The organism is Pseudomonas sp. Fl5BN2 (assembly GCF_009908205.1).
Taxonomy (GTDB): domain Bacteria; phylum Pseudomonadota; class Gammaproteobacteria; order Pseudomonadales; family Pseudomonadaceae; genus Aquipseudomonas.
This window is the reverse complement of the sequence record NZ_JAAARL010000005.1, coordinates 321,316-345,477: the sequence shown is the minus strand read 5'-3', so window position 1 is coordinate 345,477 and position 24,162 is coordinate 321,316. Positions and strand designations below refer to the sequence as shown.

The following is a 24,162-nucleotide window of genomic DNA, read 5'->3' as shown; positions in this document are numbered from 1 at the left end:
GGGTTACTTGCGCAGTACCAGGTCCAGCAGGCCGTCCTGTTCCTTGATCTTCTGCAGGACGATTTCCGAGCGGATGTCGGTGACCCCGGACGCGCGGTTCAGGTGATTGACGATGAAATCCGAGAAGTGCTTGAGGTTGCGTGCCTGGATGCGCAACACGTAGTTGCTGGCGCCGGTGATCACATACCCCGCGACCACTTCCGGCCATTGCTGGACCTTGCTGATAAAGGTCTCGTGCCACCCTTCCACGTCCTGGCGCAGAGACACATGGACGATGGCCTCCAGCTCGACACCCAGGCGCTCGGCGTTGAGCTGGACGCGGTAGCCGCTGATCACCCCGTCGGCTTCGAGCATGCGCAGGCGGCGCAGGCAGGCCGAGGGCGAGAGGGCGACTTTCTCTGCCAGCTCCTGATTACTGATACGTCCATCCTGTTGCAGGAAGTGCAGGATGCGCAGGTCGGTGGAGTCGAGGGTCATGGCTGGCATAAATCCGCGTTTTTTATTGGAGGATTAGAATTTTATTCGAGATTAGTACGGGAACACGCTGCACTTTGCACGAAAATTCTCTGCTGCTTCGTCCATTATTTCCTCAGTATGCGGGTTGCCCAGACCCCGTGCCCGACCCCTGGACGGCGGGCATGACATTGACCAAGACAGGACCTCCAATGATCAATAAAAACCACTGCCTGACGCTCGATGAACAGGACCCTCTGGCGCCGCTGCGCCAACAGTTTGCCTTGCCCGAGGGGGTGATCTACCTCGACGGCAACTCCCTCGGAGCCCGTCCCCTGGCTTCCCTTGAGCGGGCCCGGCAGGTGATCGAGCAGGAGTGGGGCGATGGCCTGATCCGCAGCTGGAACAGCGCCGGCTGGCGTGACCTGCCCCTGCGCCTGGGGGATCGCCTGGCGCCGCTGATCGGTGCCGGTGCCGGCGAAGTGGTGATCACCGACACCACCTCGATCAACCTGTTCAAGGTACTCAGCGCGGCGTTGCAGGTACAGGCCGAGCGCGCCCCGCAGCGCCGGGTGATCGTCTCTGAAAGCAGCAATTTTCCGACTGACTTGTATATCGTCGAAGGCCTGACGCAGCTGTTGCAACGCGGCTATTCCCTGCGCCTGGTCGACAGCCCGGAGCAGATTCCGGCGGCCATCGACCAGGACACCGCCGTGGTCCTGCTGACCCACGTCAACTACAAGACCGGCTACATGCACGACATGCAGGCGGTCACCGGGCTGATCCACGAAGCCGGTGCCCTGAGCATCTGGGACCTGGCTCACTCCGCCGGCGCCGTGCCGGTGGCGCTGACCCAGTCCGGCGCCGACTACGCGATCGGCTGCACCTACAAATACCTCAATGGCGGCCCCGGTTCCCAGGCGTTCGCCTGGGTGGCCCCGGCGCTCTGCGACCTGGTGACCCAGCCGCTGTCCGGCTGGTTTGGCCATGCCCGGCAGTTCGATATGGCCACTCACTATGAGCCCAGCAGCGGCATTGCCCGTTACCTGTGCGGCACCCAGCCGATCACCTCCCTGGCCATGGTCGAATGTGGCCTGGAAATTTTCGAACAGACCGACATGCAGAGCCTGCGCCGCAAGTCCCTGGCCCTGACCGATCTGTTTATCCAATTGGTGGAACAGCGCTGCGCCGGCCATGACCTGAAGCTGGTGACCCCGCGGGATCACGCCAAGCGTGGCAGTCACGTGAGCTTCGAACACCCTGAGGGCTACGCGGTGATCCAGGCCCTGATCGCCCGGGGCGTGATTGGCGATTACCGTGAGCCACGGATCATGCGTTTTGGTTTCACCCCGCTGTATACCCGCTTCAGCGAAGTCTGGGACGCGGTGCAGATCCTCGGTGAAATCCTTGATCAGAAAACCTGGGCCCAGGCGCAGTTCCAGGTGCGTCACAGTGTGACCTGATGCGGTGTTTGTCGCCGCGGCCACAGACAGCGGCGACAGCAAGCCAATACCCACATGAGTCAGATAGCGGCGCAGGGAGGCGCCGAAACATTGATCAACGCGTGCACATAACAATAAAGAGGCACTGAACGTGACCACCACCAACAAGGGTTTTGAAGCGATTTCCAATCGCGAGCATGGTCTCAGGCGGCAGTTGACCGCCGGCCAGATGAGTATGATCGCCATCGGCGGGGCCATCGGCACCGGGCTGTTCATGGGCAGTGCCTACGCCATCGGCTATGCCGGGCCCAGCGTGCTGCTGAGCTATGCCATCGGCGCGCTGATCACCCTGCTGTTGATGGGCTGCCTGGCGGAAATGACCGTGGCCCACTCCACTTCCGGCTCTTTCGGCGCTTATGCCGAGTTCTACGTCAGCCCGCTGGCCGGTTTCCTGGTGCGCTATGCCTACTGGGCGGCCATCGTGCTGGCGGTGGGCGCGGAGGTCACGGCCATTGCCATGTACATGAAGTACTGGTTCGCCAACGTCCCGGAATGGGTGTGGATCATCTCCTTCTCCAGTGTGCTGATCCTGCTCAACGCCATCAGCGTGAAGACCTTCGGCAACTTCGAGTACTGGTTCTCCACCATCAAGATCGCCGCCATCGTCGGCTTCATCATCCTTGCGGTGTATGTGGTGTTCGGCTCCGGCAACCCCGACTACGGGGTGCACAACTACAGCGCCCACGGCGGTTTCTTTCCCAACGGTTTCGAGGGCATGTGGATCGCGGTGATCGTGTCGATCTTCAGCTACTTGAGCGTCGAGATGATCGCAGTGGCGGCCGGTGAGGCCGAGGATCCGCAGCGTGCGGTGAAGCAGGCCTTTCGCGCGACCATCGTGCGTCTGGTGGTGTTCTACCTGCTGACCCTGGCGCTGATGCTGGCCATCGTGCCCTGGGTGCAGGCGGGCAAGGCCCAGAGCCCGTTTGTCACGGTGATGCAGACCATCGGCATTCCCGGGGCCACCGGGGTGATGAACTTCGTGATCCTGATTGCCGCCCTGTCGGCGATGAACAGCCAGCTCTACATCACCACGCGGATGATGTTCAGCCTGTCCCGCGCCGGCTACGCACCCAAGTCGATGGGGGCCTTGAGCAAGAGCGGGATTCCGCTGAATGCCTTGCTGCTGTCCAGCTCCGGCATCGGCCTGGCGACCCTGATCAACGTGCTGTACCCGGAAAGTTCATTCACCCTGATGATGGCGATCTCGATGTTCGGCGCGATCTTCACCTGGTTCATGATCTTCCTCACCCACTACTGTTTCCGCCGTTATCACCAACGTCACGGCGAGCAGCAGCTGTCGTTCCGCATGCGCCTGTTTCCCTACAGCACCCTGCTGGGGCTGGTGCTGATGGGCGCGGTGATGATCACCACCTTTTTCACCGACGCGTTCAGGATGACCCTGGTGTTCGGGGTGCCGTTCCTGCTGTTGCTGACCCTGGTCTACTACCTGTGCTTTCGTAAGCCGAGGACGGTCGCCGGATTGTCCGAGGTCTGAGGCCACGCCTCCCGGATGTCCAGCAGCTTGGCGTGTTCTCGTACGTATCGGTGGAGGCCCGTGTACCGGCCGATCACCCCATTCGTAAGCTTCGCATCCTGGTCGATACGATTCTCCGCGAGCTGAACGATCTGCTGGACACCCGCTATGCGGACGCTGGGCGGCCGTCGATTCCGCCGGAGCGGATTCTCCGGGCATCGCTGTTGCAGGTTGTGTATAGCGTGCGTAGTGAGCGACTGCTGATGGAACAGATGGACTACAACCTGCTGTTCCGTTGGTGCGTTGGGCTCAACGTGAACGACTCGGTGTGGGACCACTCCACGTTCTCGTTCAACCGGGATCGGTTGTTCGATGGCGAGATTGCGCAACGGTTCTTTGAGCATACGGTGCTGTTAGCGCGGATGCGTGAGCTGGTCAGCGACGAGCACTTCTCGGTCGATGGCACGCTGTTGGAGGCATGGGCCTCGCATAAGAGCTTCCGGCGCAAGGAGGGTGGTTAGGTCTCGCCACCGTGCGAGGCTGGGTCACCTGGGCTTTTGCGGCTTACAATGTGATCCGCCTGGACGGAATCGCTGGGTGGTGGCAGCCATCCCCGACTTGAGTTGTGGTGAGTGTCGCGCTTGCGACGAATGAGCTGACTTGAAAATCGAAAGCCTTCAAAGGTGCTGCGCATGACAAATTGGCAACGTGGTGACTTAGTCGAGCTAGACGGCCTTCTTGCGGTCGTGGTCGGCATTGAGGGGGATCCAAATGTCCCCGAGGAGCACATCGCAGTTTGGTTTGGTGCCCCAAGTTGCATCCGAACGTCCAAGGGCGGAGCTGGTGGAGCGAGTCCGGAGGTTTGGACGGTGCCAGCGGACTTGTTCGTGCGAGCCGCTGAGCCTGATTGGCGTCACTGATAATTGAATTTTCTATCGGAATGTATTTTTCTGCTCCTTTCTCAACGACCTGCTAGAGGCTGCCCAGGGGGCACTCCTCGCGGGCTTGTTGCAGGCTGGTCTCGAAGATTTCGAGCCGGCCCTGCAACTGCTGCAAGTCATCGATCTGCTGTTGCAGTTCGCGCTTCTTCTGCGCCAGGGCCGCCTGGGCCCGGTCCCAGGGAAAGGCCTGCCCCTTGTGGGTGACGAACACCTGCTGCAATTCCTTGAGCTTGAAACCCAGTTGCTGGGCGCACTTGATGAACATCAGTTGCTCGACGCTCTGGGCGTCATAGAGCCGGTAGCGACCCTGGCGGGGCGCCTCGGGCAAGAGGCCGATAGCCTCGTAATGGCGGATGCTCTTGATGGTGGTCCCGGACAGTTGCGCGGCTTGGCCGATGTACATGAAAACTCCTTTTCGGTACCGGGTGGCGGGCAGACAGCGTTGCGCATTATCCGGCGGATTCACTGCCTGGCAAGGTACTGCGCCTGCATCAGCCAATCGGCCTTGCGTTCTTCACTGGCGTCCAGCACCGGACCAAAGGTCAGGGTACGCAACGGCTTGATGCCACAGAAGGCCAGGGTGGTGCGGCGCATCTGCTGCAGGCCGGGCATGCGGTAGAACCAGCGGAAGTACCAGGGCGGGGTGTCCATGGTCACCAGCAGGTGGGCGGTGCGGCCCTTGAGCAGTTGCTCCGGGAAGGCTTTGCCGGGGCGGTACTTGAAGGCGAAGCCCGGCAGCAGCACACGGTCGAGAAACCCCTTCATCAGCGCCGGAATGCCGCCCCACCAGATGGGGAAGACCCAGGTCAGGTGCTCGGCCCAGAGGATGTCGGCCTGGGCCTGCTGCAGGTCTTCTTCCAGGGGCTGGATCTGACGATAGCCTTCACGCAGCACCGGATCGAAGTGCAGGTCGCCGAGCCTGAGCTGGCGCACTTCATGACCGGCGTCCTGCGCCGCCTTCATGTAGCGCTCGCTCAATGCCGCGCACAGGCTGTGGCGCGAAGGGTGGCCGAGAATCACCAGGATGCGTTTGCTCATTGCCGTGGTCCTTGAGGAACAAACCCCAAGGCTAAGGTCTGCCCCTAAGGGGAGAGTCAAGGTGCCTGCAGTGCCAGGCACAAGCTCTGGGCATACAGCGGCAGGCCCTCGAAGTCGCGGGCGCACAGCAGCAGCCGGCGCCGGGCCCAGGCCTCACTCAAGGGCCGGGCTTGCAGCGCCAGGTGTGGGTTGCGCTGCAGCGCGGCCAGGGGCACCACTGCCAGCCCGGCACCACGGGCCACCATGCGCAGCAGGGCATCGAACCCCTCGGCGCGAATCCGCAACTGCATGCGTCGGCCCAGGTGCAGGGCCTGCTCTTCCAGATACACCGCCAGGGCGCTGTGGCTGGCGAGGCCGACGTAGTCATGGGCCAGGGTGTCGCTGAAACTCGGGCTCGGTTGGCTGCTCAGGGCATGTTCCCGGGGCATCACCAGCACCAGGGGATCGTCGCGAAACGGGCGGGTCATCAGCCCCTGGGTGTCCACGGCGTCGGAGACGATGCCCAGCTCCGCCGCGCCCTGGCGCAGGGCGTGGGTAATGCGCTGGCTGGGCAGTTCCTGCAGGTCGATATCCACATGGGGCTGGCTGTGCAGGAAGTCCGCCAGCACCTCCGGCAGGTACTCGCTCAGGGCAGTGGTATTGCACAGCAGGCGCACCTGGCCCTTGACCCCCTTGGCGTACTCGGCGAGGTCCTGTTGCAGGTGGTCGGCGTACAGCAGCAGGGTCCGGGCGTGCTGGGCCAGGGCCTGGCCGGCGGCGGTCGGGCTGACGCCCCGGCGTCCGCGCTGGAGAAACGCGATGCCCAGCGAGGCTTCCATGGCGCGGATTCTGGCACTGGCGGCGGCCAGGGACAGATGGCTGCGAGTGGCACCGGCGGTGATATTGCCGGCCTCGAGAATGTTCAGGTACAGCCGCAGGTCGATCAGATCGAAGTGCATGGAGCCTCCCTCGGGGAACCGGGTCGGTGTAGGAGCCGGCTTGCCGGCGAAGGGGCCCTGAAGTTTTGCACAGGCCTTGGAAACGCCTTCGCTGGCAAGCCAGCTCCTACGGATGTATCGGCAATAGTTTTTTCGTAGGAGCCGGCTTGCCGGCGAAGGGGCCCTGGAGTTTTGCACAGGCCGTGGAAACGCCTTCGCTGGCAAGCCAGCTCCTACGGATGTATCGGCAATAGTTTTTTCGTAGGAGCCGGCTTGCCGGCGAAGGGGCCCTGGAGTTTTGCACAGGCCTTGGAAACGTCTTCGCTGGCAAGCCAGCTCCTACGGATGTATCGGTAATAGTTTTTTCGTAGGAGCCGGCTTGCCGGCGAAGGGGCCCTGGAGTTTTGCACAGGCCTTGGAAACGCCTTCGCTGGCAAGCCAGCTCCTACGGATGTATCGGCAATAGGTTTTTCGTAGGAGCCGGCTTGCCGGCGAAGGGGCCCTGAAGTTTTGCACAGGCCTTGGAAACGCCTTCGCTGGCAAGCCAGCTCCTACGGATGTATTGGCAATAAGTTTTTGTATCTGCCTATTTCCTGGCAAGAGGCTGGCTCAGTATATGGCAGATTTTCAGCGTGGCGAGCAGGGCGCAGGATAGGCCCATGAACAGCTCACTCGCGTTTTATCAGAACCTCGGAATCACCCTGTCACTGTTGGTAATCGGTACCTTTGTGCTGGCCGGCATGGTCAAGGGGGTGATCGGTCTCGGGCTGCCCACCATTGCCATGGGGCTGTTGGGCCTGGCTATGGCTCCGGCGCAGGCTGCAGCCTTGCTGATCATTCCGGCGACCCTGACCAATCTCTGGCAACTGGCCTTTGGCGGGCATCTGCCGGCCTTGCTCAAGCGCCTGTGGCCGATGCTGCTGGCGATCTTGGTCGGCACCGGGGCCGGTTCCCTGTGGCTGGGGATCGATGGCGGGCATTGGGTGGTGCGGGGATTGGGCGCGGCCTTGTTGCTGTATGCCCTGAGCGGTCTGTTGTTGCCGACCCTGCGGGTGTCGGCGGCCCAGGAGCGCTGGCTGGCGCCGCTGTGCGGGCTGGTCACCGGAGTGATCACCTCTGCCACCGGGGTGTTCGTGATTCCGGCAGTGCCCTATCTGCAGGCCCTGGGTTTGAACAGGGATCAACTGGTGCAGGCCCTGGGCCTGTCGTTCACCGTCTCGACCCTGGCCCTGGCCGGCGGATTGCTCTGGCGCGGTGCCCTGGGTAGCGCCGAGCTGGGGGCTTCATTGCTGACCCTGGCCCCGGCGCTGTTGGGCATGTGGCTGGGGCAATGGCTGCGCCAGCGCATCAGTGCCTTGCTGTTCAAGCGGGCGTTCTTTATCGGCCTGGGCCTGCTGGGCGGGCATCTGTTGATCAGCGGCTAGACCTTCTGCTCAGCGGCCAGTTGCGGCCGGGCTGAGCATGTCGATGGCGCGGATCTCGAAGTCCTGCTGCAGATAGTCCATGCGGGCGTCGAGGAACTGCTGCATGTGCGGCAGGCTGGAGTGGATCTCCAGCGCCTCCGGCGAGGCCCAGACTTCATAGAAAATGAACAGGCTCGGGTCCTGCCGGTCCCGCAGCATGTGGTATTCGATGCAGCCTGCTTCGGCGCGACTGGCCGCAACGTGCCCGAGGAAGAAGGCTGCGAAAGCGTCGGCGCGCTCGGGACGGGTCTTGGCGTGAAGGATAAAGGCCTGGGGCGTGGACATGCTGAAAGCACTCGCTGCGTTGGAAGGGAGTGAAAATTCTAAGGCAACAATCCGCTATCGATTCGTGCGTTTGAGTCAAATGTATTTTGAACAACCCGGGCTTATTCTCCGGCCCTTGCCTGATTAACCTGCCGCCATCGTTTTCAATCTTCACAGCCCGCCGCCACCGATGCGCAACGGGTTGTTCCCGATGAGGCTGGATCATGAAAAAAGTACTGCTGCTCAATGGCGCCAAACAGTTCGCCCACTCCGATGGCCGCTACAACGCGACCCTGCAGGATACCGCCCTGGCGGTGCTGGATCGTGGCGGCCTGGACGTCAAGGTCACCCACATCGATGCGGGTTACGACGTCCAGGAAGAAGTGGCGAAGTTTCTTTGGGCCGACGTGATCATCTACCAGATGCCTGGCTGGTGGATGGGCGCGCCGTGGATCGTCAAGAAGTACATCGACGAAGTCTTCACCGAGGGCCACGGCAGCCTCTACGCCAGCGACGGCCGGACCCGTTCCGACGCTTCGCAGAAGTACGGCAGCGGCGGCTTGATCCAGGGCAAGCAGTACATGCTCTCGCTGACCTGGAACGCACCGCAGCAGGCTTTCGACGACCCCAGCGACTTCTTCGAAGCCAAGGGCGTGGACGCGGTGTATTTCCCGTTCCACAAGGCCAATCAGTTCCTCGGCATGAGCGGCCTGCCGACCTTCCTCTGTGTCGACGTGATGAAGCGCCCGAACATCGAAGGCGACGTTCAGCGCTACGAAGAACACCTCAAGGCGGTGTTCAATCTCAAAGACTGAATCCGGCTACTATTGAGTGCCTTGAAGCGGATCACTTGCTTTGTGGGTGCCATCCACTGCTGACAGAGGACTCATGTGAAAGCCAGATCCGACGAATTGCAGGTCTTTGTCTGCGTCATCGAGTGCGGTTCGATTTCCGCCGCCGCCGAGCAATTGGCACAGACCCCTTCGGCGGTCAGCCGCACCTTGTCGCGGCTGGAGGCCAAGCTCGATACCACGTTGATCAACCGCACTACGCGGCGCATGGACCTGACCGAGGAGGGGCGCTATTTCTTCGAGCAGGCCAAGCTGATCCTTGATCAGATGGATGAACTCGAAGAGCGGCTCTCCTCCCGCCAGCGCAATCCGTCAGGGCGCCTGCGGATCAATGCGGCGTCACCGTTCATGCTGCATGCCATCGTTCCTTATGTGGCCGAGTTCCGTCGCCTGTACCCGGATATCCAGTTGGAGCTCAACAGCAACGACCTGATCATCGACCTGCTGGAACAGAGCACCGACATTGCGATCCGTATCGGCGTGTTGGCGGATTCGACCCTGCATGCCCGCTCCCTGGGTTGCAGCCCGCTGCATATCCTTGCCAGCCCGGAGTACCTGGCCCGGCACGGAACACCACAAAGCGTGGCGGAACTGGCCAACCACACACTCTTGGGGTTCACCCAGACCGAGACCCTCAACCATTGGCCGCTGCGCCATGTGCACGGCGACCGCTGGCAGATCCAGCCAGGCATCAGCGCCTCCAGCGGGGAAACCCTGCGGCACCTGGCGCTGGCGGGGCAAGGGATTGCCTGTCTCTCGCACTTCATGACCATCGATGACATCCGCGCCGGGCAGCTGCAACCGGTGCTGGCCTCGTTCAACAGCGGTTATCGCCAGCCGATCAACGCGGTGTATTACCGCAACTCGCAACTGGCCCTGCGTATCCAGTGTTTCCTCGATTTCATCCAGGGCAAGCTGGCGGACTACGCCAACCCGGAGTTCCAGGGCTGACTCCCGCGCTTCCCCCTTCTATTGCATGGGCCGGCTTGCCGGCGAAGGGGGCTTTGGATTTGGTTTCAGGCTTGAGAGCGCCTTCGCTGGCAAGCCAGCTCCTACAGTGAGCGAGTGCCGCGGATTGTTTGGCAACGCAGCCCTTGTAGGAGCCGGCTTGCCGGCGAAAGGGCCCTTGGATTTTGCTCCGGGCTTGGGAGCGTCTTCGCTGGCAAGCCAGCTCCTACAGTGAGTGCCGCGGATTGTTTTGGCAACGCAGCCCTTGTAGGAGCCGGCTTGCCGGCGAAGGGGGCCTTGGATTTGGCTTCGGGCTTGAGAGCGCCTTCGCTGGCAAGCCAGCTCCTACACAACCCGATTCCCACACAAACCCGCGCCTGCATCACTCGGTGGTTGCAGGTTGGGACGGGCGTACCGCGATTGGCGATTGCTCAAACCTTGGCCCCGGGCCTAAGGTTCTTCCCGTTCGATAACAAGAAAAGGAAGGACCTTATGCGCATCCTGTTGTTCAAGACCCTGGCCCTGACGGCCGCTATCGCCGCCAGCAGTTCGACCTTCGCCGTGACCCTGGAAGGCGGCGCGGTGGCTGCGCCGAATCAGTACGGCGCCGATGTCGCGGCGCAGATCCTCAAGAAAGGCGGCAATGCGGTGGATGCCGCAGTGGCCACGGCCTTTGCCCTGGCCGTGACTTACCCCGAGGCCGGCAATATCGGCGGCGGCGGTTTCATGACCATGTACATCGACGGCAAACCCTACTTCCTTGATTACCGGGAAACCGCGCCCAAGGCCGCGACCCGCAACATGTACCTGAATGAAAAGGGCGAGGTGATCGAGAACCTGAGCCTGGTGGGTGCCCGTGCTGCCGGGGTCCCGGGAACCGTGATGGGCCTGTGGGAGGCGCACCAGAAGTTCGGCAAGCTGCCCTGGAGCGAGTTGCTCACGCCAGCAGTGGGCTATGCGAAAAACGGCTTCAAGGTCGCCGACAAGCAGTACCAGTATCGCGAGGATGCGCTGAAGCTGTTCAACGGCACCACCAATTTTGGTGACTACTTCGGCAGCATGAAGCCGGGTGAAACCTTCCGTCAGCCCGAGCTGGCCGCGACCCTGGAACGGATTGCCGACCAGGGCGCCAAGGAGTTCTACAGCGGCAAGACCGCCGACTTGCTGGTGGCGCAGATGCAGGCCGACAAAGGCCTGATCAGCAAGCAGGACCTGCAGGACTACAAGGTCCAATGGCGCCAGCCGCTGCAGGTGACCTTCCGTGGCAACACCCTGTACACCGCACCACCGCCGAGTTCCGGCGGGGTCGCCCTGGCTCAGTTGATCAGCATCAAGGAAGACCGCGCAGCGGACTTCAAGGGCGTCGAACTGAACTCGGCCAAGTACATTCACCTGCTGGCGGAAATTGAAAAGCGAGTGTTCGCCGACCGTGCCGACTACCTCGGCGACCCGGCGTTTTCCGAAGTGCCGGTCAAGCAACTAACCGATCCTGCGTACCTGAAAAAACGTGCCGCCGAGGTCAACCCCAACGCCATCTCGCCTACCGAGAAGGTGCGCCCGGGGCTTGAGCCGCACCAGACCACGCACTTCTCCATCGTCGATGCCCAGGGCAACGCGGTGAGCAACACCTACACCCTGAACTGGGATTACGGCAGCGGCGTGGTGGTCAAGGGCGCGGGTTTCCTGCTCAACGACGAGATGGACGATTTCAGCGCCAAGCCCGGCGTGGCCAATGCCTTTGGCGTGGTCGGCGGCGATGCCAACGCCATCGCCCCCGGCAAGCGCATGCTGTCGTCCATGAGTCCGAGCCTGGTGACCCGCGACGGCAAGGTCACCCTGGTGCTGGGCACCCCCGGTGGTTCGCGGATCTTCACCTCGATCTTCCAGGTGCTGAACAATCTCTATGACTACAACCTGCCGCTGGAAAAAGCCGTGGCCGCGCAGCGCGTGCATCACCAGTTGCTGCCCAAGGACACCATCTACTTCGACGCCTACGCGCCGCTCACCGGCAAGGTTGCCGATGAGCTGAAAACCATGGGCTACACCCTGGAAGACCAGGGTTGGGAGATGGGCGATATCCAGGCGATCCGGGTCAACGGCACCCAGCTTGAAACCGCTTCCGACCCACGCGGCCGCGGTGTCGGCAAGGTCGTCAAATAACCGTTGAACCCCTGTAGGAGCCGGCTTGCCGGCGAAAGGGCCCGCCAGCCTGGCGCCAAATCGAGCGGCCTCTTCGCTGGCAAGCCAGCTCCTACAGTTCCTTGTGCAGGCTGCGACGGCCGGCTGGTCGGCGGCGGCTCAATTCCGTAACATTCCCCGACTTCTTCCCGCTCTCCCCAGGGCCCGTCTGCCGGCCCGCCCATCAGGTCAATCATGAAAGCAAAACGTCTGCGTGCCGATGTCCTGGCCGGACTTACCACCTCGTTCGCCTTGCTCCCCGAATGCATCGCCTTTGCCCTGGTGGCCCACCTCAATCCGTTGATGGGGCTGTATGGCGCCTTCTTCATCTGCACCCTGACCGCGCTGTTCGGCGGCCGGCCGGGCATGGTTTCCGGGGCTGCTGGTTCCATGGCCGTGGTGATCGTCGCCCTGGTGGTGCAACACGGGGTGCAGTATTTACTGGCCACCGTGCTGCTGGGCGGTTTGATCATGGTTGCGTTCGGCCTGCTGCGCCTGGGCAAGCTGGTGCGCATGGTGCCGCACCCGGTGATGCTGGGCTTCGTCAACGGCCTGGCGATCGTCATTGCCCTGGCCCAGCTGGAGCATTTCAAGAGCGGTGGGGTTTGGCTCAGCGGCTCGCCGTTGTATCTGATGGCCGGGCTGGTGGCGCTGACCATGGCAATCGTCTACCTGCTGCCACGGCTGACCCGCGCGGTGCCGCCGGCCCTGGTGGCGATCCTCGGCGTCGGCCTGCTGGTCTACCTGCTGGGCCTGCCGACCCGCACCCTGGGGGACATGGCGCATATTGCCGGCGGCTTGCCGAGCCTGGCCTGGCCGAATCTGCCCTGGACCGCTGAAACCCTGGGCATCATCGCGCCCTACGCATTCCTGATGGCCATGGTCGGCCTGCTGGAAACCCTGCTGACCCTGAGCCTCACCGATGAAATCACCGAGAGTCGTGGTTACCCGGACCGCGAATGCGTGGCCCTGGGTGCGGCCAACATGGTTTCAGGGATGTTCGGCGGCATGGGCGGCTGCGCCATGATCGGCCAGACCGTGATCAATCTCAGCTCCGGCGGCCGCGGGCGTTTGTCCGGCGCTGTGGCCGGCGGCCTGATCCTGCTGTTCGTGCTGTTCCTGTCGCCGCTGATCGAGCGCATTCCCCTGGCCGCGCTGGTGGGGGTGATGTTCGTGGTGGCGCAGCAGACCTTCGCCTGGGCCTCCCTGCGGGTGGTCAACAAGGTGCCGCGCAACGATGTGCTGGTGATCCTCGCGGTCACCGTGATTACCGTGTTCACCGACCTGGCCATCGCGGTGTTCTGCGGCATTGTCATCGCCGCCCTCAACTTCGCCTGGCAGCAGGCCCGCGAGCTATATGCCGACAGTCACTTGGAGGCCGATGGCAGCAAGCTCTATCAGTTGCACGGGACCTTGTTCTTCGCTTCCACCACGGCGTTTCTCAACCAGTTCGACTCGGCCAATGATCCGTTGCGGGTGACCATTGATTGTCGTCATCTGAATTTCGTCGACTACTCGGCCATTGCGGCGTTGAACACCCTGCGTGAGCGTTACGCCAAGGCCGGCAAGCACCTGCGGGTGTTGCATGTGTCGGAGCGCTGCAAGAAGTTGCTCAAGCGCGCCCGGGTGCAACACGACTGAAACCAATGGGCCAGCGGTTCGCTGTAGCGGATGAAAATACCCGCTGCCTATTTTCATTTCATGGCCCATCACTTAGCTGTTCACGACAAGGCCGGCCTCTTTACGAAAATTAGTTTCACTGGGTTTGAATATCACTTCGTTAAGTGATTAAAGAATTTCACAACCATTCTAAAGTGACGCTGTTTTCAAGGAGGACGCCATGGCTCCTGCAACGGGTTATTGGCTGTTGGGTTACGCCGCAGTCGCGATCATTGCGCTGATCGTGTTGATCGCTCGCTATCGCTTGAACCCCTTTATTGTCATCACCCTGGTATCTGTCGGCCTGGCGCTGATGGCCGGTATGCCGCCTTCCGGGGTGGTGGGTGCCTATGAGGCCGGGGTCGGCAAGACGCTCGGCCACATCGCCCTGGTGGTGGCCCTGGGCACCATGCTCGGCAAGCTCATGGCCGAATCCGGCGGTGCAGACCAGGTGGCGCGGACCTTGATCGATCGCTTCGGTGAGCGCAACGCACACTGGGCCATGGTGTGCATTGCCTTCCTGGTGGGCCTGCCGCTGTTCTTCGAGGTGGGTTTCGTGCTGCTGGTGCCGATTGCCTTCACTGTGGCGCGGCGGGTCGGGGTCTCGCTGCTGATGGTGGGCTTGCCGATGGTTGCCGGGCTGTCGGTGGTTCACGCCCTGGTGCCGCCGCATCCAGGGGCAATGCTGGCGGTGCAGGCCTATCAGGCGTCGGTGGGGCAGACCCTGCTCTACGCGCTGTTGATCGGCGTGCCCACGGCGATCATTGCCGGCCCGGTGTATGCGCGCTTCATCGTGCCGCACATTCACCTGCCGGCAGAGAACCCACTGGAGCGGCAGTTCATCGCTCGTGAGCCGCGCCTGCGCCTGCCGAGTTTCCGCCTGACCATGGCCACCATCCTGCTGCCGGTGGTGCTGATGCTGATCGGCGGCTGGGCCAACCAGATCGCCGTGCCAGGCACCGGTCTCAATCAGTTCCTGCTGTTTATCGGCAACTCGGTGATCGCCCTGCTGGTGGCGACTCTGGTGAGCTTCTGGACCTTGGGACTGGCCCAGGGTTTCAACCGTGAGGCGATCCTCAAGTTCACCAACGAATGCCTGGCACCGACAGCCAGCATCACCTTGCTGGTAGGGGCCGGCGGCGGTCTCAACCGGATTCTCATCGACTCCGGAGTGACCGATCAGATCGTTGGCCTGGCCCATGAGTTCCAGCTGTCGCCGCTGTGGATGGGCTGGTTGTTCGCGGTGCTGATGCGGGTGGCTACCGGTTCCGCTACCGTGGCCTTGACCACCGCCTCGGGGGTGGTAGCACCGGTGGCCGTCGGCCTCGGTTATCCCCATCCGGAACTGCTGGTGATTGCTACCGGTGCTGGCTCGGTGATTCTGTCCCACGTCAACGACGGCGGCTTTTGGCTGGTGAAGGAATACTTCAATATGACCGTCATTCAAACCTTCAAGACCTGGACCGTGCTGGAGACGCTGATCTCTGTGATCGCCTTCGGCCTGACCCTGGTACTCGCGGAGCTGCTGTAGATGGACATTCTTTATCAGATCCGCTCGCGCCTGGATCTGCTCAGCGCCGGGGAAGGGCGGATCGCCCGATTGATGCTCGACGATGTCGGGTTCGCGGCATCCGCCAGCCTCGACGAACTGGCCCGGCGCGCTGAAGTCAGCCCCGCCACCCTGTCACGTTTCGCCCGCAGCGTCGGCTGTCGCGACTTGCGCCAGCTGCGCCTGCAACTGGCCCAGGCCAGTGGGGTCGGCAGCCGTTTTCTCGACCCGGCCGGAGCCCCTGAGCAATCGGCTTTCTACCGGCAGATCGTCGGCGATATCGAGTCGGCCCTGCACCAGCATCTGGCTGGTTTCGAGGAAGCGCAGTTTGCTGACGCGGTGCGCTTGCTGGGGCGGGCGCGGATGATCCACGCCTTCGGCACCGGCGGCTGTTCGACCCTGTGCAGCGATGAACTGCAGGTGCGCCTGGTGCGTTTGGGGTATGCCATCGCCGCCTGCCACGACCCGGTAATGATGCGGGTCACCGCTGCCGCCCTGGGGCCGCAACATGCAGTGATTGCCTGCTCCCTGACGGGCATCACTCCCGAGCTGCTGGATGCGATAGCCCTGGCCCGCAGCTACGGCGCCGGAATCCTCGCCATCACCTTGCCCGACTCGCCCCTGGCGCAGTTGGCCGATGTAGTCTTGCCCCTGCACAGCGCCGAAACCTCGTTCATCTACAAACCCACTGCCGCCCGCTACGGCATGCTGCTGGCCATCGACGTCCTGGCCACCGAGCTGGCCCTGGCCTTGCCGGACGACAACCAGGAGCGCCTGCGACGGATCAAGTTGGCCCTGGACCATTACCGTGGCGGCGCCGACTGCCTGCCCCTGGGAGACTGACATGCGCTACGACACGCTGATCCGCAATGCCTTGATCATCGACGGCAGCAACCGTCCCGGCTACCGCGCCGACCTGGCGATCGACGCGGGCCGTATCCAATGCATTGGTGATCTGTCTGCCGCCAGCGCCCGGGAAGAGATCGACGCGGCCGGGCGGGTGCTGGCCCCCGGTTTCATCGACGTGCACACCCATGACGACACGGTGGTGATTCGCCAGCCGCAGATGCTGCCCAAGCTCAGCCAGGGGGTGACCACGGTGATCGTCGGCAACTGCGGGATCAGTGCCGCGCCGGTGAGCCTCAAGGGCGATCCGCCGGATCCGATGAACCTGCTGGGCGAGCGTCCGATGTTCGCCTACCCGCGTTTTCGCGATTACCGCGCGGCGGTGGATGCGGCTCGCCCGGCGGTGAATGTCGCGGCGCTGGTGGGGCATACGGCGTTGCGCAGCAATCACCTGATGGACCTGTACCGCACGGCGACGGCGGAGGAAATCGCGGCCATGCGCGAGCAATTGCGCGACAGCCTGGAGGACGGTGCCCTTGGCTTGTCTACCGGGCTGGCCTACGCCAGCGCCTTTTGTGCCGACACCGATGAAGTGGTGCAACTGGCCCAGGAACTGACGGCCTTCGGCGCGGTGTACACCACCCACCTGCGCAGTGAATTCGAGCCGGTGCTGGAGGCCATGGATGAAGCCTTTCTGATCGGTCGCGCGGCCAAGGCGCCGGTGATCGTCTCGCACCTCAAGTGCGCCGGCGCCGGCAACTGGGGCCGCAGTCCGCAACTGCTGGCGGCCCTGGAGCAGGCGGCGAAGGATCATCCGGTGGGCTGCGATTGTTATCCCTATGCCGCCAGTTCCTCGACCCTGGACCTCAAGCAAGTTACGGATGCCTATCGCATCACCATCACCTGGTCGACCTCGCACCCGGCGCAGGGCGGTCGTGACCTGAGCGAGATCGCCGCCGATTGGGGCGTTAGCCTGCTGGCCGCCGCCGAGCGCCTGCAACCGGCGGGTGCGGTGTACTACGGCATGGATGAAAACGATGTGCGGCGCATCCTCGCTCACCCGCTGTCGATGATCGGTTCCGATGGCCTGCCGGAAGATCCCTTCCCCCATCCCCGGCTATGGGGTGCCTTTCCCCGAGTGCTGGGGCACTTCAGCCGTGACTTGGGCCTGTTCCCGCTGCATACCGCCGTGCACAAGATGACAGGGCTTTCGGCGGCGCGTTTCGGCTTGCAGCAGCGCGGTGAAATTCGCGCAGGGCACTGGGCCGACCTGGTGCTGTTCGACCCGGCACGAGTGCGTGACGTGGCCGACTTCAAGAACCCCCAGCAAGCGGCAGAAGGCATCGATGGAGTCTGGGTCAACGGCGTGTGCAGTTATGCCGAAGGCCAGGCCAATGGTCGGCGCCTGGGCCGCTTCCTCGTGCGTCAGGGCGACTTGCGCCAGGGGTTCACCCGCGCCGGCTGACGGGATGAACTTCATTGCAGTTATGGCTTCGTGATATTAAAGAAACCCGGGGCAGCGCCGAAGTGTTGAGCATCGCCGCCTGTACAGTCGGTTTTTTTCAGTCAGGGAGTCGCGCAATGAGCTTTGGCAAAACCACCCCCATCCTGCGGATCTTCGATGAAGCCAAGGCCCGGGAGTTTTACCTGGACTTCCTGGGGTTCTCCCTCGACTGGGAGCATCGTTTCGAAGCCAACTTTCCGTTGTACCTGCAGGTGTCGCGAGGGGAGTGCGTGTTGCACCTCTCGGAGCATCATGGCGATTGCTCGCCGGGTGCCGCGCTGCGTATCGAAACCGATGAACTGGAAGCCTTCCAGCAGCAGTTGCTGGCCAAGCAGTACCGCTTTTCCCATCCGCAGATCCAGGCCATGCCCTGGGGCAGCCAGGACATGACCATCAGCGACCCGTTCGGCAATCGGCTGGTGTTCACCAACGCGATCAGCGTCTGACTGATTTCAGGCCTTGCCGGCGGCCACGGCTGCCTGGCGGAACTGGCCGGGAGTCAGCCCGGTACGGCTCTTGAAACTGCGGTGGAACGAGCGTGGCTCGGTGAAACCCAGGCAATCGGAAACGCCCTGGATCGACAGCTCGCTGTGCCGCAGGTAGTGCTCGGCGAGCTCCTGGCGCAGGTCATCGAGAATCTGCTGATACGAAGTCCCGGCCTGCTGCAACTGGCGTTGCAGGGTGCGCACCGACACCTGTAATTGTTCCGCCACCTGTTCCTTGCGCGGCAGGCCGTGCTTGAGCAATTGGCGCAGCACATTGTGCACTTGCAACGCCAGGGGGGCATCGGCCAGGGATGCCATCATCGCCTGGGCATGTTCTTCCAGGGTCTTGAGCAGGCGCGCATCGGCCTGGCGCAGGGGCATCTGCAGGTATTCCAACGGCGCCACCAAGGCCGAGCAGGGCTGCTGGAACAGCACCGGACAGCCGAACAGCGCTTCGTACTGCGCCGCTTGGGTCTTTTCCGGCAGCGCGTGCTCGAACCAGACCGCACTGGGGGACATGGCCGAGTCGGCGATCCAGCGTGCATACAGCAGCCAGGACGCGAGCACGTTCTCCACCAGGTGCCGGCGGATATCCGCACGCTGATGGCGGCAGCTCCAGATCAGCCGCACGTGCTCAGCGACCACCTCGGCGCGACTGGTGCCCATGTCGCCCACCAGTTTTTCGAACGGCATGATGCGGCCCATGGCTTCGCCCAGGGTCGCGCAGTTCATGGTGATGTAGCCGAGCACGTTCCAGGAATTGGGTTTGACGAAACGCGCCGAATTGAGGCCGAACAACGGATCGCCGGAATGCTTGCAGAAGTAGTCCAGCAACCGTTCGTGGACTTCCATCGGCAGGCGCAGGCTGGTGTCGTTCAACTGCGCGGCTTGTAGCCCCGCCGCCGCCAGCGCCGGCGCCGTGGCAATACCCAGCTGCTCCGCATACAGCAGATATTTGAGCAGGGGCGGGACCGAGGTAAAGCCGAGGCTGGGCATGCGCGGGTTCCTGGCGACGAATCCTTCGGACAGCAGGACGGAGACCGGGAAAGGTAAGGGCAAACCCTGATGGGTGTAAATGCTCGGCGCGAGGGATTGGCGCCTTTCGCTGGCAAGCCAGCTCCTACGAAGCCGTGTAGGAGCCGGCTTGCCGGCGAAGGGCGCGCCAGGGATCAGACGCGGAAGTGGCTGACCATCATCTGCAACTGGCCGCCCAGGCGGGCCAGCTCGACGCTGGAGGCGGCGGTTTCATCGCTGGCTGCGGCGGTCTGTTCGGACACGTCGCGCACGTTGATGATGCTGCGGCTGATCTCTTCGGCCACGGCGCTCTGCTGCTCGGCGGCCGCGGCGATCTGCTGGTTCATCGATTGGATGTTGGACACGGTGCGGGTGATGCTTTCCAGCGAGGCGCCGGCCTTGCGGGTCAGCTGGACGCTGCTGTCGGTCAGGCTGCGACTGTTGTTCATCACCGTGGCCACTTGCTGGGTGCCGTTCTGCAGGCCGGCCACCAGTAATTCGATCTCTTCGGTGGACTTCTGGGTGCGCTGGGCCAGGGCCCGCACTTCGTCGGCCACCACGGCAAAACCACGCCCGGCTTCACCGGCTCGGGCGGCTTCGATGGCGGCGTTCAGCGCCAGCAGGTTGGTCTGCTCGGCCACGGCCTTGATCACGTCCATGACGCTGCCGATCTTGTCGCTTTCCTGTTGCAGCACGGTCATGGCGTCGGTGGAGCGCACCACTTCGCTGGCCAGGCGCTCGATCTGCTCGATGGCCTGGGCCACCACCTTGTCACCCTGGCGGGCTTCGCTGTCGGCGGCGGCTGCGGCCTGGGAGGCTTCTTCGGCGTTGCGCGCGACTTCCTGCACGGTGGCGGTCATCTCGTGCATGGCGGTAGCCACTTGATCGGTCTCGACTTTCTGGCTGTTGACCCCGGCGCTGGTTTCTTCGGTCACCGCAGACAGCTCTTCAGCGGCGCTGGCGATCTGGGTCACGCCGTCACGGATACCGCCGATCAGCTCGCGCAGGGTCACGCCCATGCGCACGATGCCTTGTTGCAGTACGCCGAGCTCGTCGCGGCGGGTGACTCGCAGGTTTTCGGTGAGGTCGCCGGAGGCAATGCGCTCCACCACAGCCAGGGTTTCGCGCAGCGGGCGAGTGATCTGCCGGGTGATGATCACCGCGGCCAGTACACCCACCAGCAGGGCCAGCAGGGTGCTGATCAATTGCAGGCTACGGGCCTGGACGCTTTCGATGTCGCGTTGGTCCAGCTGGAACTGGTACAGGGCGTCGCTGCGGTCAACGATGTCGGCGCCCTGGTCGGTCATTTCCTTGCGCGCCTGCAGGGCGTCGTTAAAGGCCACCTTGAAGGCCTGCAGCGAGCTGCGGTAGTCGGTCAGGGCCGCTTCCAGCTGTTGCAGGGCATCACTCTGGGTGCTGCTGAAATGGGCCTTGAGCTGGCCCATTTCGGCAATCGCCGCATTGAGCTGGGTGAAGGCTTTCTGTTCGGTGCTCGGGTTGTTGGTGCTGGTGTAGCCGCGCACTTCATAACGGGCCAGCTGGAAGGCTTCCTTGGCCTGGGTGATGGCCTGGAACTGCTCGAAGCGCTGGTCGCTCAGGGGCATCTGCTTGACCCGGGTGTTGATCCCGTTGATCAAGTCATTGGCGAGTTCGGCATTCTGGTTCATGGCCTGGCGCGCAGCATTGCCGGTGCGGTAGGCGTTGCGCATCTTGTTCAGCGAGTCCTGATAGGCGCTGATGGTCGTTCCCAGGCCTTGCAGGAGCTTGATGCTGATCGGGCTCTGGAACGAGGTCAGGAGCTTTTTCTGGTGGGCGCTGAAATCATCCAGGGTGCTCTGCACGCCCTGGGCGGCGGTTTCGTCGCCATTGGCCAGCATGTACTGCAGGCGAGTGACCCGCAGCTTGGTCAGGCCGTTGTTGAGCTGGGTGATGTCGCTCATCCAGTTGCTGCGGTCGATCAGCTTGCCCAGGCTGGTCCAGCCGGTCAGTGCCAGTATGGTGGTCAGGGCCAGGACCAGGCCGAAACCCAGGCCGAGCTTAAGGTTGACGCTTATGTTGGCAAACCAACTATTCATTGAATTCCTCCAGGAACGTAGCGCTTCTTGATCTAAGTTGGCTGGAAGATTGTTGTTCTTGGTGACCAGCAAGGTGTTTTGTAGGGGGTGTATCGGCGGGATGTGCCATAGCTGAAACGATTTCGTCGGTATTGCGCCAGGACAATGTTTTAGCCGATGAACGGTTATTTTGCGGGATGAAGCGCCGTTCCGTTGAGCTTTTTTTCACATTCATTTCACCGCTCTGCCACGCCCACGAACCTAGAGTCAGGCCGGTTGCTGCCCAAGGTTCTGGGCAGTGCTCAATTGTCATCAGGGTTCTGTAGTCTCGGCACGAGCTGCTCAACACATCTAATCATTCGCAAAGGGGCGGCTGGACAGTGGCTACAAGACTTGTTTTTCCGCTGGTCAAACGCTCGCTCTTGATCAGCAGCCTGATGCGCTACAAGCACCGTCTGGCGTTGCTGCTGGCGGTACTTCTGGTGATCCCCCTGAGTCTGTGGGTGTTCAAGCCGGCGGCGGTGCCCGATCTGGCCCACGGCAATGTGGTCGGGATCAACGCGCTGACGGCCGGGTGGGCCAAGGGCGAGATGATCGTGCTGGTGCGCCATGTGGAGCGCTGTGATCACTCCAATGCCGCCTGCCTGGGGCCGGCCGACGGTATTACCGACCGGGCCCGGGAAGTGGCGGTGGGGTTGGGTGCCCAGTTCGAGCACCTGGGCCTTGAGCGTGCCGATATCTACAACAGCCCGCTGACCCGTACCGCGCAGACCGCGAGCTACATGTTCAGCAAGGTCAGCAGTGGCGATGACTGGCTGTTCAACTGCAAGAACAGCATGTTGCGCGACGTGCTGGCGCATAAGGTCGCCGGGCGCAACCTGGTGCTGGTGACCCACAGCGAATGCATGGCGCAACTGGAAAAGGACTTGAAGCTGGCGACCCCGACCCTGGGCTACGGTGCCTCCCTGTTCGTTTCCACCGACACCCTCAACGGTGCACCGAAGATGCTCGGGATGATCGAGGCCAGTGACTGGCGTTCGGTCAACCTCAAGCCCTGAGTGCTATCCGTTGCTCCCGGAGGCTGGCCGTCGCGGTCAGCCAGGTGCGTCATGGGATGAGGTTCAGGGGGCCAGCAGGTCTTGCTCGGCGGGCGGGTTGTCGGCCGGTGCAGGACCTTCATAGATCCGCTGCGGGCTGATCAGGTTGGTGAACTCTTCGATCAGTCTCTGGATCGCTTCCGGCGGCTCACAGTTGCGAAACTCCATGCTGATCTGTACCTCGTCCGGGTCACGCTCCTGACCTTCACGCTTGCCGTTGCCGAAGGTGACGAAGAACTTCTCGCTCTGCAGCTCGCCGTTCTCCAGGTCGTGGCTGGCCTTCTGCAGTTCCGTACCCTGCATGCGCACCGACAGATTGACCGTCATCTTGTGCAGGGCCAGGCCCTTGGGCGATACCAGGGCAATCAGCGGAACGTTGATGATGTGCTGCTCGTTGAGCGCCACCTCGACCATCTTGGCCTTCATCGGCGTGCCCAGGTCATTGACGTTGTAGTCGAAGAACTGGTCGAACAACTTGATGTATTGCTGGGCGATCAGGTTGTGGGTGGCGGCCGCAGCCTGGTGCATGCCACGGGTGATATGGCTCAGGTCGCTGGCGGACATGGGCTCCTTGCGGCGGGAAAAAAACGCCATGGATCACGCTCCTTGTTCGGTGGCTAAGGTGCCCCACCGGAGCGGCGGGGCGGTTGCAGGGGGGACAGATCAGCCTTACGGGTTTTTTCCGGCAGCTGCGGAGCCGTCGGCTTTCTTGGCGGTGGCCGGGTTGACCGGGTTGGTCAGGGCGTTGTCCCGAGACAGTTTGTCGGTGTCCTTGCTGGCGGTTACTCCCGGCAACATGATCGGCTTGGTGGCTGCGTCAGTGAGGAAGTCGATTACCCGCATCAGGGCTTCCGGTGGATCCTGACGGACGATCTTGGTGCTGATGGCGTAGCGCGCTCGAGTATCGGTCTTGCGAGTCTGGGTCGATTTGTGGCTCGCCGCGCCCTTGACCGAAACGCTGAACGGGCCCCAGCCCATCTTCGCCTCGAAACTGCCGGAGGCTTCATTGGAGCTGGTGTCCTCGGCCATCTGGCTGATGGTCAGTTCGAACTCGATCGAACCTTCCTCGATGGTGATGTTGGGGTGACTGATGGCCGCCAGCAGCGGGATGCGCATCGTCTTCTTCACCGTGCCCTTGTAGACGCCCTGGTCATCCACCAGGGTCTCGTCGTAGTCGAACTGCACCGAAACCGCCTGGCCGTTCTGGATGCACACCCCCATCAGGAAGTCCGCATAGGCTTTGCTCGCGGCGACCTGCGCCTGGATCATTGCCATCAGCGGACCGGTGATCATCTTGTCCAGGGGCAGAGCGGCAATCACGCCGCCGATCAGGCCCTTATCGATATCTGCCATGGTGTTTCTCCTTGTTCTTCGCTGCGCGAAATGCGCCCCTGCAACTTAAGAAAACCGTGGTGATTGATTCAGCGGGAATCGATTACCGGGGAATGATGGCCTCCAGGCGGCGGATGTTGCCGATCTGCCGCAGGCTCAGGCCGTACTTGTCCGCCAGGACGCTGCGCGAAATGCCCCCCAGGCTTTCCAGCTGGATGTGTTGGTTACGGATCTGTCGGCAGAAGTGGTCGGCCTTGGGGATTTCCAGGGCCAGTCCGGCGAAGCGTTCGATCAGGGCATTGAGGGCATCGGGAGGCAGGATCAGGGCCAGGGAAGTGCGTTCGGCATGCTTGGGAATGTATTTCGGGCGGCCCCCGTATTCGCAGGTCAGGCGGTAGGCATTTTCCAGGCCGATGCAATCTACAAGGGCCTGCAGCGAGTGGGGCAGCTGGCGAATATCGATAAGGTTGAGGTCGTTCACGTCCATTTGTTACCTCCTTGGAATGATGGATAAGGCCGGTTTGATCCTAAGGAGGTGTCTCGTCCTCTGTTCAGTGGGAAATTTCCCCCCTATTAGTGGGAACTATTACAGG

General features: G+C 62.6%; 22 protein-coding genes and 3 pseudogenes. 13 read left to right on the top strand and 12 right to left on the bottom strand.

All coding sequences use genetic code 11. From position 1 onward, the window contains the following. Positions 1-3: 3 nt before the first annotated feature. Positions 4-477 (bottom strand): Lrp/AsnC family transcriptional regulator, encoded by a 474-nt coding sequence (locus GV819_RS09685; protein WP_161755849.1) that lies wholly within the window; start codon positions 475-477, stop codon positions 4-6. A 188-nt stretch (positions 478-665) separates the two neighbouring features. On the opposite strand from GV819_RS09685, the gene kynU reads away from it, so the two are divergent. From kynU to GV819_RS09670, 3 genes and pseudogenes are all read left to right on the top strand, one after another. Next, on the top strand, positions 666-1,916 hold the full coding sequence (gene kynU, locus GV819_RS09680) for a kynureninase (protein WP_161755848.1): 1,251 nt from the start codon (positions 666-668) through the stop codon (positions 1,914-1,916). Positions 1,917-2,046: 130 nt separating this feature from the next. Beyond that, positions 2,047-3,460 (top strand): annotated as a pseudogene (locus tag GV819_RS09675) (amino acid permease); the annotation flags it as partial. Then, positions 3,447-3,944, top strand: a pseudogene (locus GV819_RS09670) (transposase); the annotation flags it as partial. The pseudogenes GV819_RS09675 and GV819_RS09670, both read left to right, overlap by 14 nt. A 457-nt stretch (positions 3,945-4,401) precedes the next feature. On the opposite strand, the gene GV819_RS09665 reads toward GV819_RS09670, so the two are convergent. Genes GV819_RS09665 through GV819_RS09655 form a run of 3 tightly spaced genes read right to left on the bottom strand, consistent with a single transcriptional unit; the run spans position 4,402 to position 6,346 of the window. Then, positions 4,402-4,773, bottom strand: coding sequence for a MerR family transcriptional regulator (locus tag GV819_RS09665; protein ID WP_161755846.1), 372 nt, complete (start codon positions 4,771-4,773; stop codon positions 4,402-4,404). A gap of 59 nt (positions 4,774-4,832) precedes the next feature. Next, a complete protein-coding gene (locus GV819_RS09660) occupies positions 4,833-5,408 on the bottom strand; it encodes an NAD(P)H-dependent oxidoreductase (protein ID WP_161755845.1) in 576 nt (191 codons plus the stop codon). A 56-nt stretch (positions 5,409-5,464) separates the two neighbouring features. Further along, positions 5,465-6,346: a LysR substrate-binding domain-containing protein gene (locus tag GV819_RS09655; protein ID WP_161755844.1), complete on the bottom strand. Its 882-nt coding sequence runs from the start codon at positions 6,344-6,346 to the stop codon at positions 5,465-5,467. Between the two features lie 638 nt (positions 6,347-6,984). Between GV819_RS09655 and GV819_RS09650 the strand changes: the two genes are divergently transcribed. After that, positions 6,985-7,749, top strand: a complete 765-nt coding sequence (locus GV819_RS09650) for a sulfite exporter TauE/SafE family protein (RefSeq protein WP_161755843.1) — start codon at positions 6,985-6,987, stop codon at positions 7,747-7,749. Positions 7,750-7,758: 9 nt separating this feature from the next. Here GV819_RS09650 and GV819_RS09645 read toward each other — a convergent pair whose 3' ends face one another. Then, the gene (locus tag GV819_RS09645; protein WP_161755842.1) at positions 7,759-8,073 is read right to left on the bottom strand and encodes a putative quinol monooxygenase; all 315 of its coding nucleotides are present in this window, start codon (positions 8,071-8,073) and stop codon (positions 7,759-7,761) included. Between the two features lie 203 nt (positions 8,074-8,276). Between GV819_RS09645 and GV819_RS09640 the strand changes: the two genes are divergently transcribed. The 8 genes from GV819_RS09640 (at position 8,277) to GV819_RS09605 (ending at position 18,033) form a co-directional block, all read left to right on the top strand. Further along, positions 8,277-8,867, top strand: a complete 591-nt coding sequence (locus GV819_RS09640) for an NAD(P)H-dependent oxidoreductase (protein WP_161755841.1) — start codon at positions 8,277-8,279, stop codon at positions 8,865-8,867. Positions 8,868-8,942: 75 nt separating this feature from the next. Next, positions 8,943-9,854: a LysR substrate-binding domain-containing protein gene (locus GV819_RS09635; protein WP_161755840.1), complete on the top strand. Its 912-nt coding sequence runs from the start codon at positions 8,943-8,945 to the stop codon at positions 9,852-9,854. A 489-nt stretch (positions 9,855-10,343) separates the two neighbouring features. Beyond that, positions 10,344-12,011 carry a gamma-glutamyltransferase gene (gene ggt, locus GV819_RS09630; protein ID WP_161755839.1) on the top strand — a complete coding sequence of 556 codons (1,668 nt, stop codon included), beginning with the start codon at positions 10,344-10,346 and terminating at the stop codon, positions 12,009-12,011. A gap of 213 nt (positions 12,012-12,224) precedes the next feature. Continuing rightward, entirely contained in the window at positions 12,225-13,670 is a 1,446-nt protein-coding gene (locus GV819_RS09625) for a SulP family inorganic anion transporter (protein WP_161755838.1), read from the top strand. A gap of 199 nt (positions 13,671-13,869) precedes the next feature. Then, positions 13,870-15,219 (top strand): gluconate:H+ symporter, encoded by a 1,350-nt coding sequence (locus tag GV819_RS09620; protein ID WP_161755837.1) that lies wholly within the window; start codon positions 13,870-13,872, stop codon positions 15,217-15,219. Continuing rightward, a complete protein-coding gene (locus GV819_RS09615; RefSeq protein ID WP_161755836.1) occupies positions 15,220-16,080 on the top strand; it encodes a MurR/RpiR family transcriptional regulator in 861 nt (286 codons plus the stop codon). A gap of 1 nt (position 16,081) precedes the next feature. After that, positions 16,082-17,548, top strand: coding sequence for an N-acyl-D-amino-acid deacylase family protein (locus GV819_RS09610; protein WP_161755835.1), 1,467 nt, complete (start codon positions 16,082-16,084; stop codon positions 17,546-17,548). Between the two features lie 116 nt (positions 17,549-17,664). After that, complete coding sequence (locus tag GV819_RS09605) at positions 17,665-18,033, top strand: glyoxalase superfamily protein (RefSeq protein WP_161755834.1); 369 nt, start codon at positions 17,665-17,667, stop codon at positions 18,031-18,033. 6 nt (positions 18,034-18,039) lie between these two features. Here the strand turns inward: GV819_RS09605 and gliR are convergent, their stop codons facing one another. The 4 genes and pseudogenes from gliR to GV819_RS09590 form a co-directional block, all read right to left on the bottom strand. Continuing rightward, on the bottom strand, positions 18,040-19,068 hold the full coding sequence (gene gliR / locus GV819_RS09600) for an AraC family transcriptional regulator GliR (RefSeq protein ID WP_161755833.1): 1,029 nt from the start codon (positions 19,066-19,068) through the stop codon (positions 18,040-18,042). 173 nt (positions 19,069-19,241) lie between these two features. Beyond that, positions 19,242-19,955 carry a methyl-accepting chemotaxis protein gene (locus GV819_RS33705; protein ID WP_434738425.1) on the bottom strand — a complete coding sequence of 238 codons (714 nt, stop codon included), beginning with the start codon at positions 19,953-19,955 and terminating at the stop codon, positions 19,242-19,244. A 144-nt stretch (positions 19,956-20,099) separates the two neighbouring features. Continuing rightward, positions 20,100-21,026, bottom strand: a pseudogene (locus GV819_RS33700) (methyl-accepting chemotaxis protein); the annotation flags it as partial. Positions 21,027-21,153: 127 nt separating this feature from the next. Then, positions 21,154-21,453, bottom strand: a complete 300-nt coding sequence (locus GV819_RS09590) for a hypothetical protein (RefSeq protein ID WP_161755831.1) — start codon at positions 21,451-21,453, stop codon at positions 21,154-21,156. A gap of 67 nt (positions 21,454-21,520) precedes the next feature. On the opposite strand from GV819_RS09590, the gene GV819_RS09585 reads away from it, so the two are divergent. After that, positions 21,521-22,198, top strand: coding sequence for a histidine phosphatase family protein (locus tag GV819_RS09585; protein ID WP_161755830.1), 678 nt, complete (start codon positions 21,521-21,523; stop codon positions 22,196-22,198). A gap of 63 nt (positions 22,199-22,261) precedes the next feature. Here the strand turns inward: GV819_RS09585 and GV819_RS09580 are convergent, their stop codons facing one another. The 3 genes from GV819_RS09580 to GV819_RS09570 all read right to left on the bottom strand — a co-directional run bounded on the left by GV819_RS09580 (position 22,262) and on the right by GV819_RS09570 (position 24,056). Beyond that, on the bottom strand, positions 22,262-22,831 hold the full coding sequence (locus tag GV819_RS09580; protein WP_161755829.1) for a DUF2589 domain-containing protein: 570 nt from the start codon (positions 22,829-22,831) through the stop codon (positions 22,262-22,264). Positions 22,832-22,906: 75 nt separating this feature from the next. Next, positions 22,907-23,590, bottom strand: a complete 684-nt coding sequence (locus tag GV819_RS09575; protein ID WP_161755828.1) for a DUF2589 domain-containing protein — start codon at positions 23,588-23,590, stop codon at positions 22,907-22,909. Positions 23,591-23,672: 82 nt separating this feature from the next. Further along, positions 23,673-24,056 carry a transcriptional regulator gene (locus GV819_RS09570; RefSeq protein WP_161755827.1) on the bottom strand — a complete coding sequence of 128 codons (384 nt, stop codon included), beginning with the start codon at positions 24,054-24,056 and terminating at the stop codon, positions 23,673-23,675. Between the last annotated feature and the right edge of the window lie 106 nt (positions 24,057-24,162).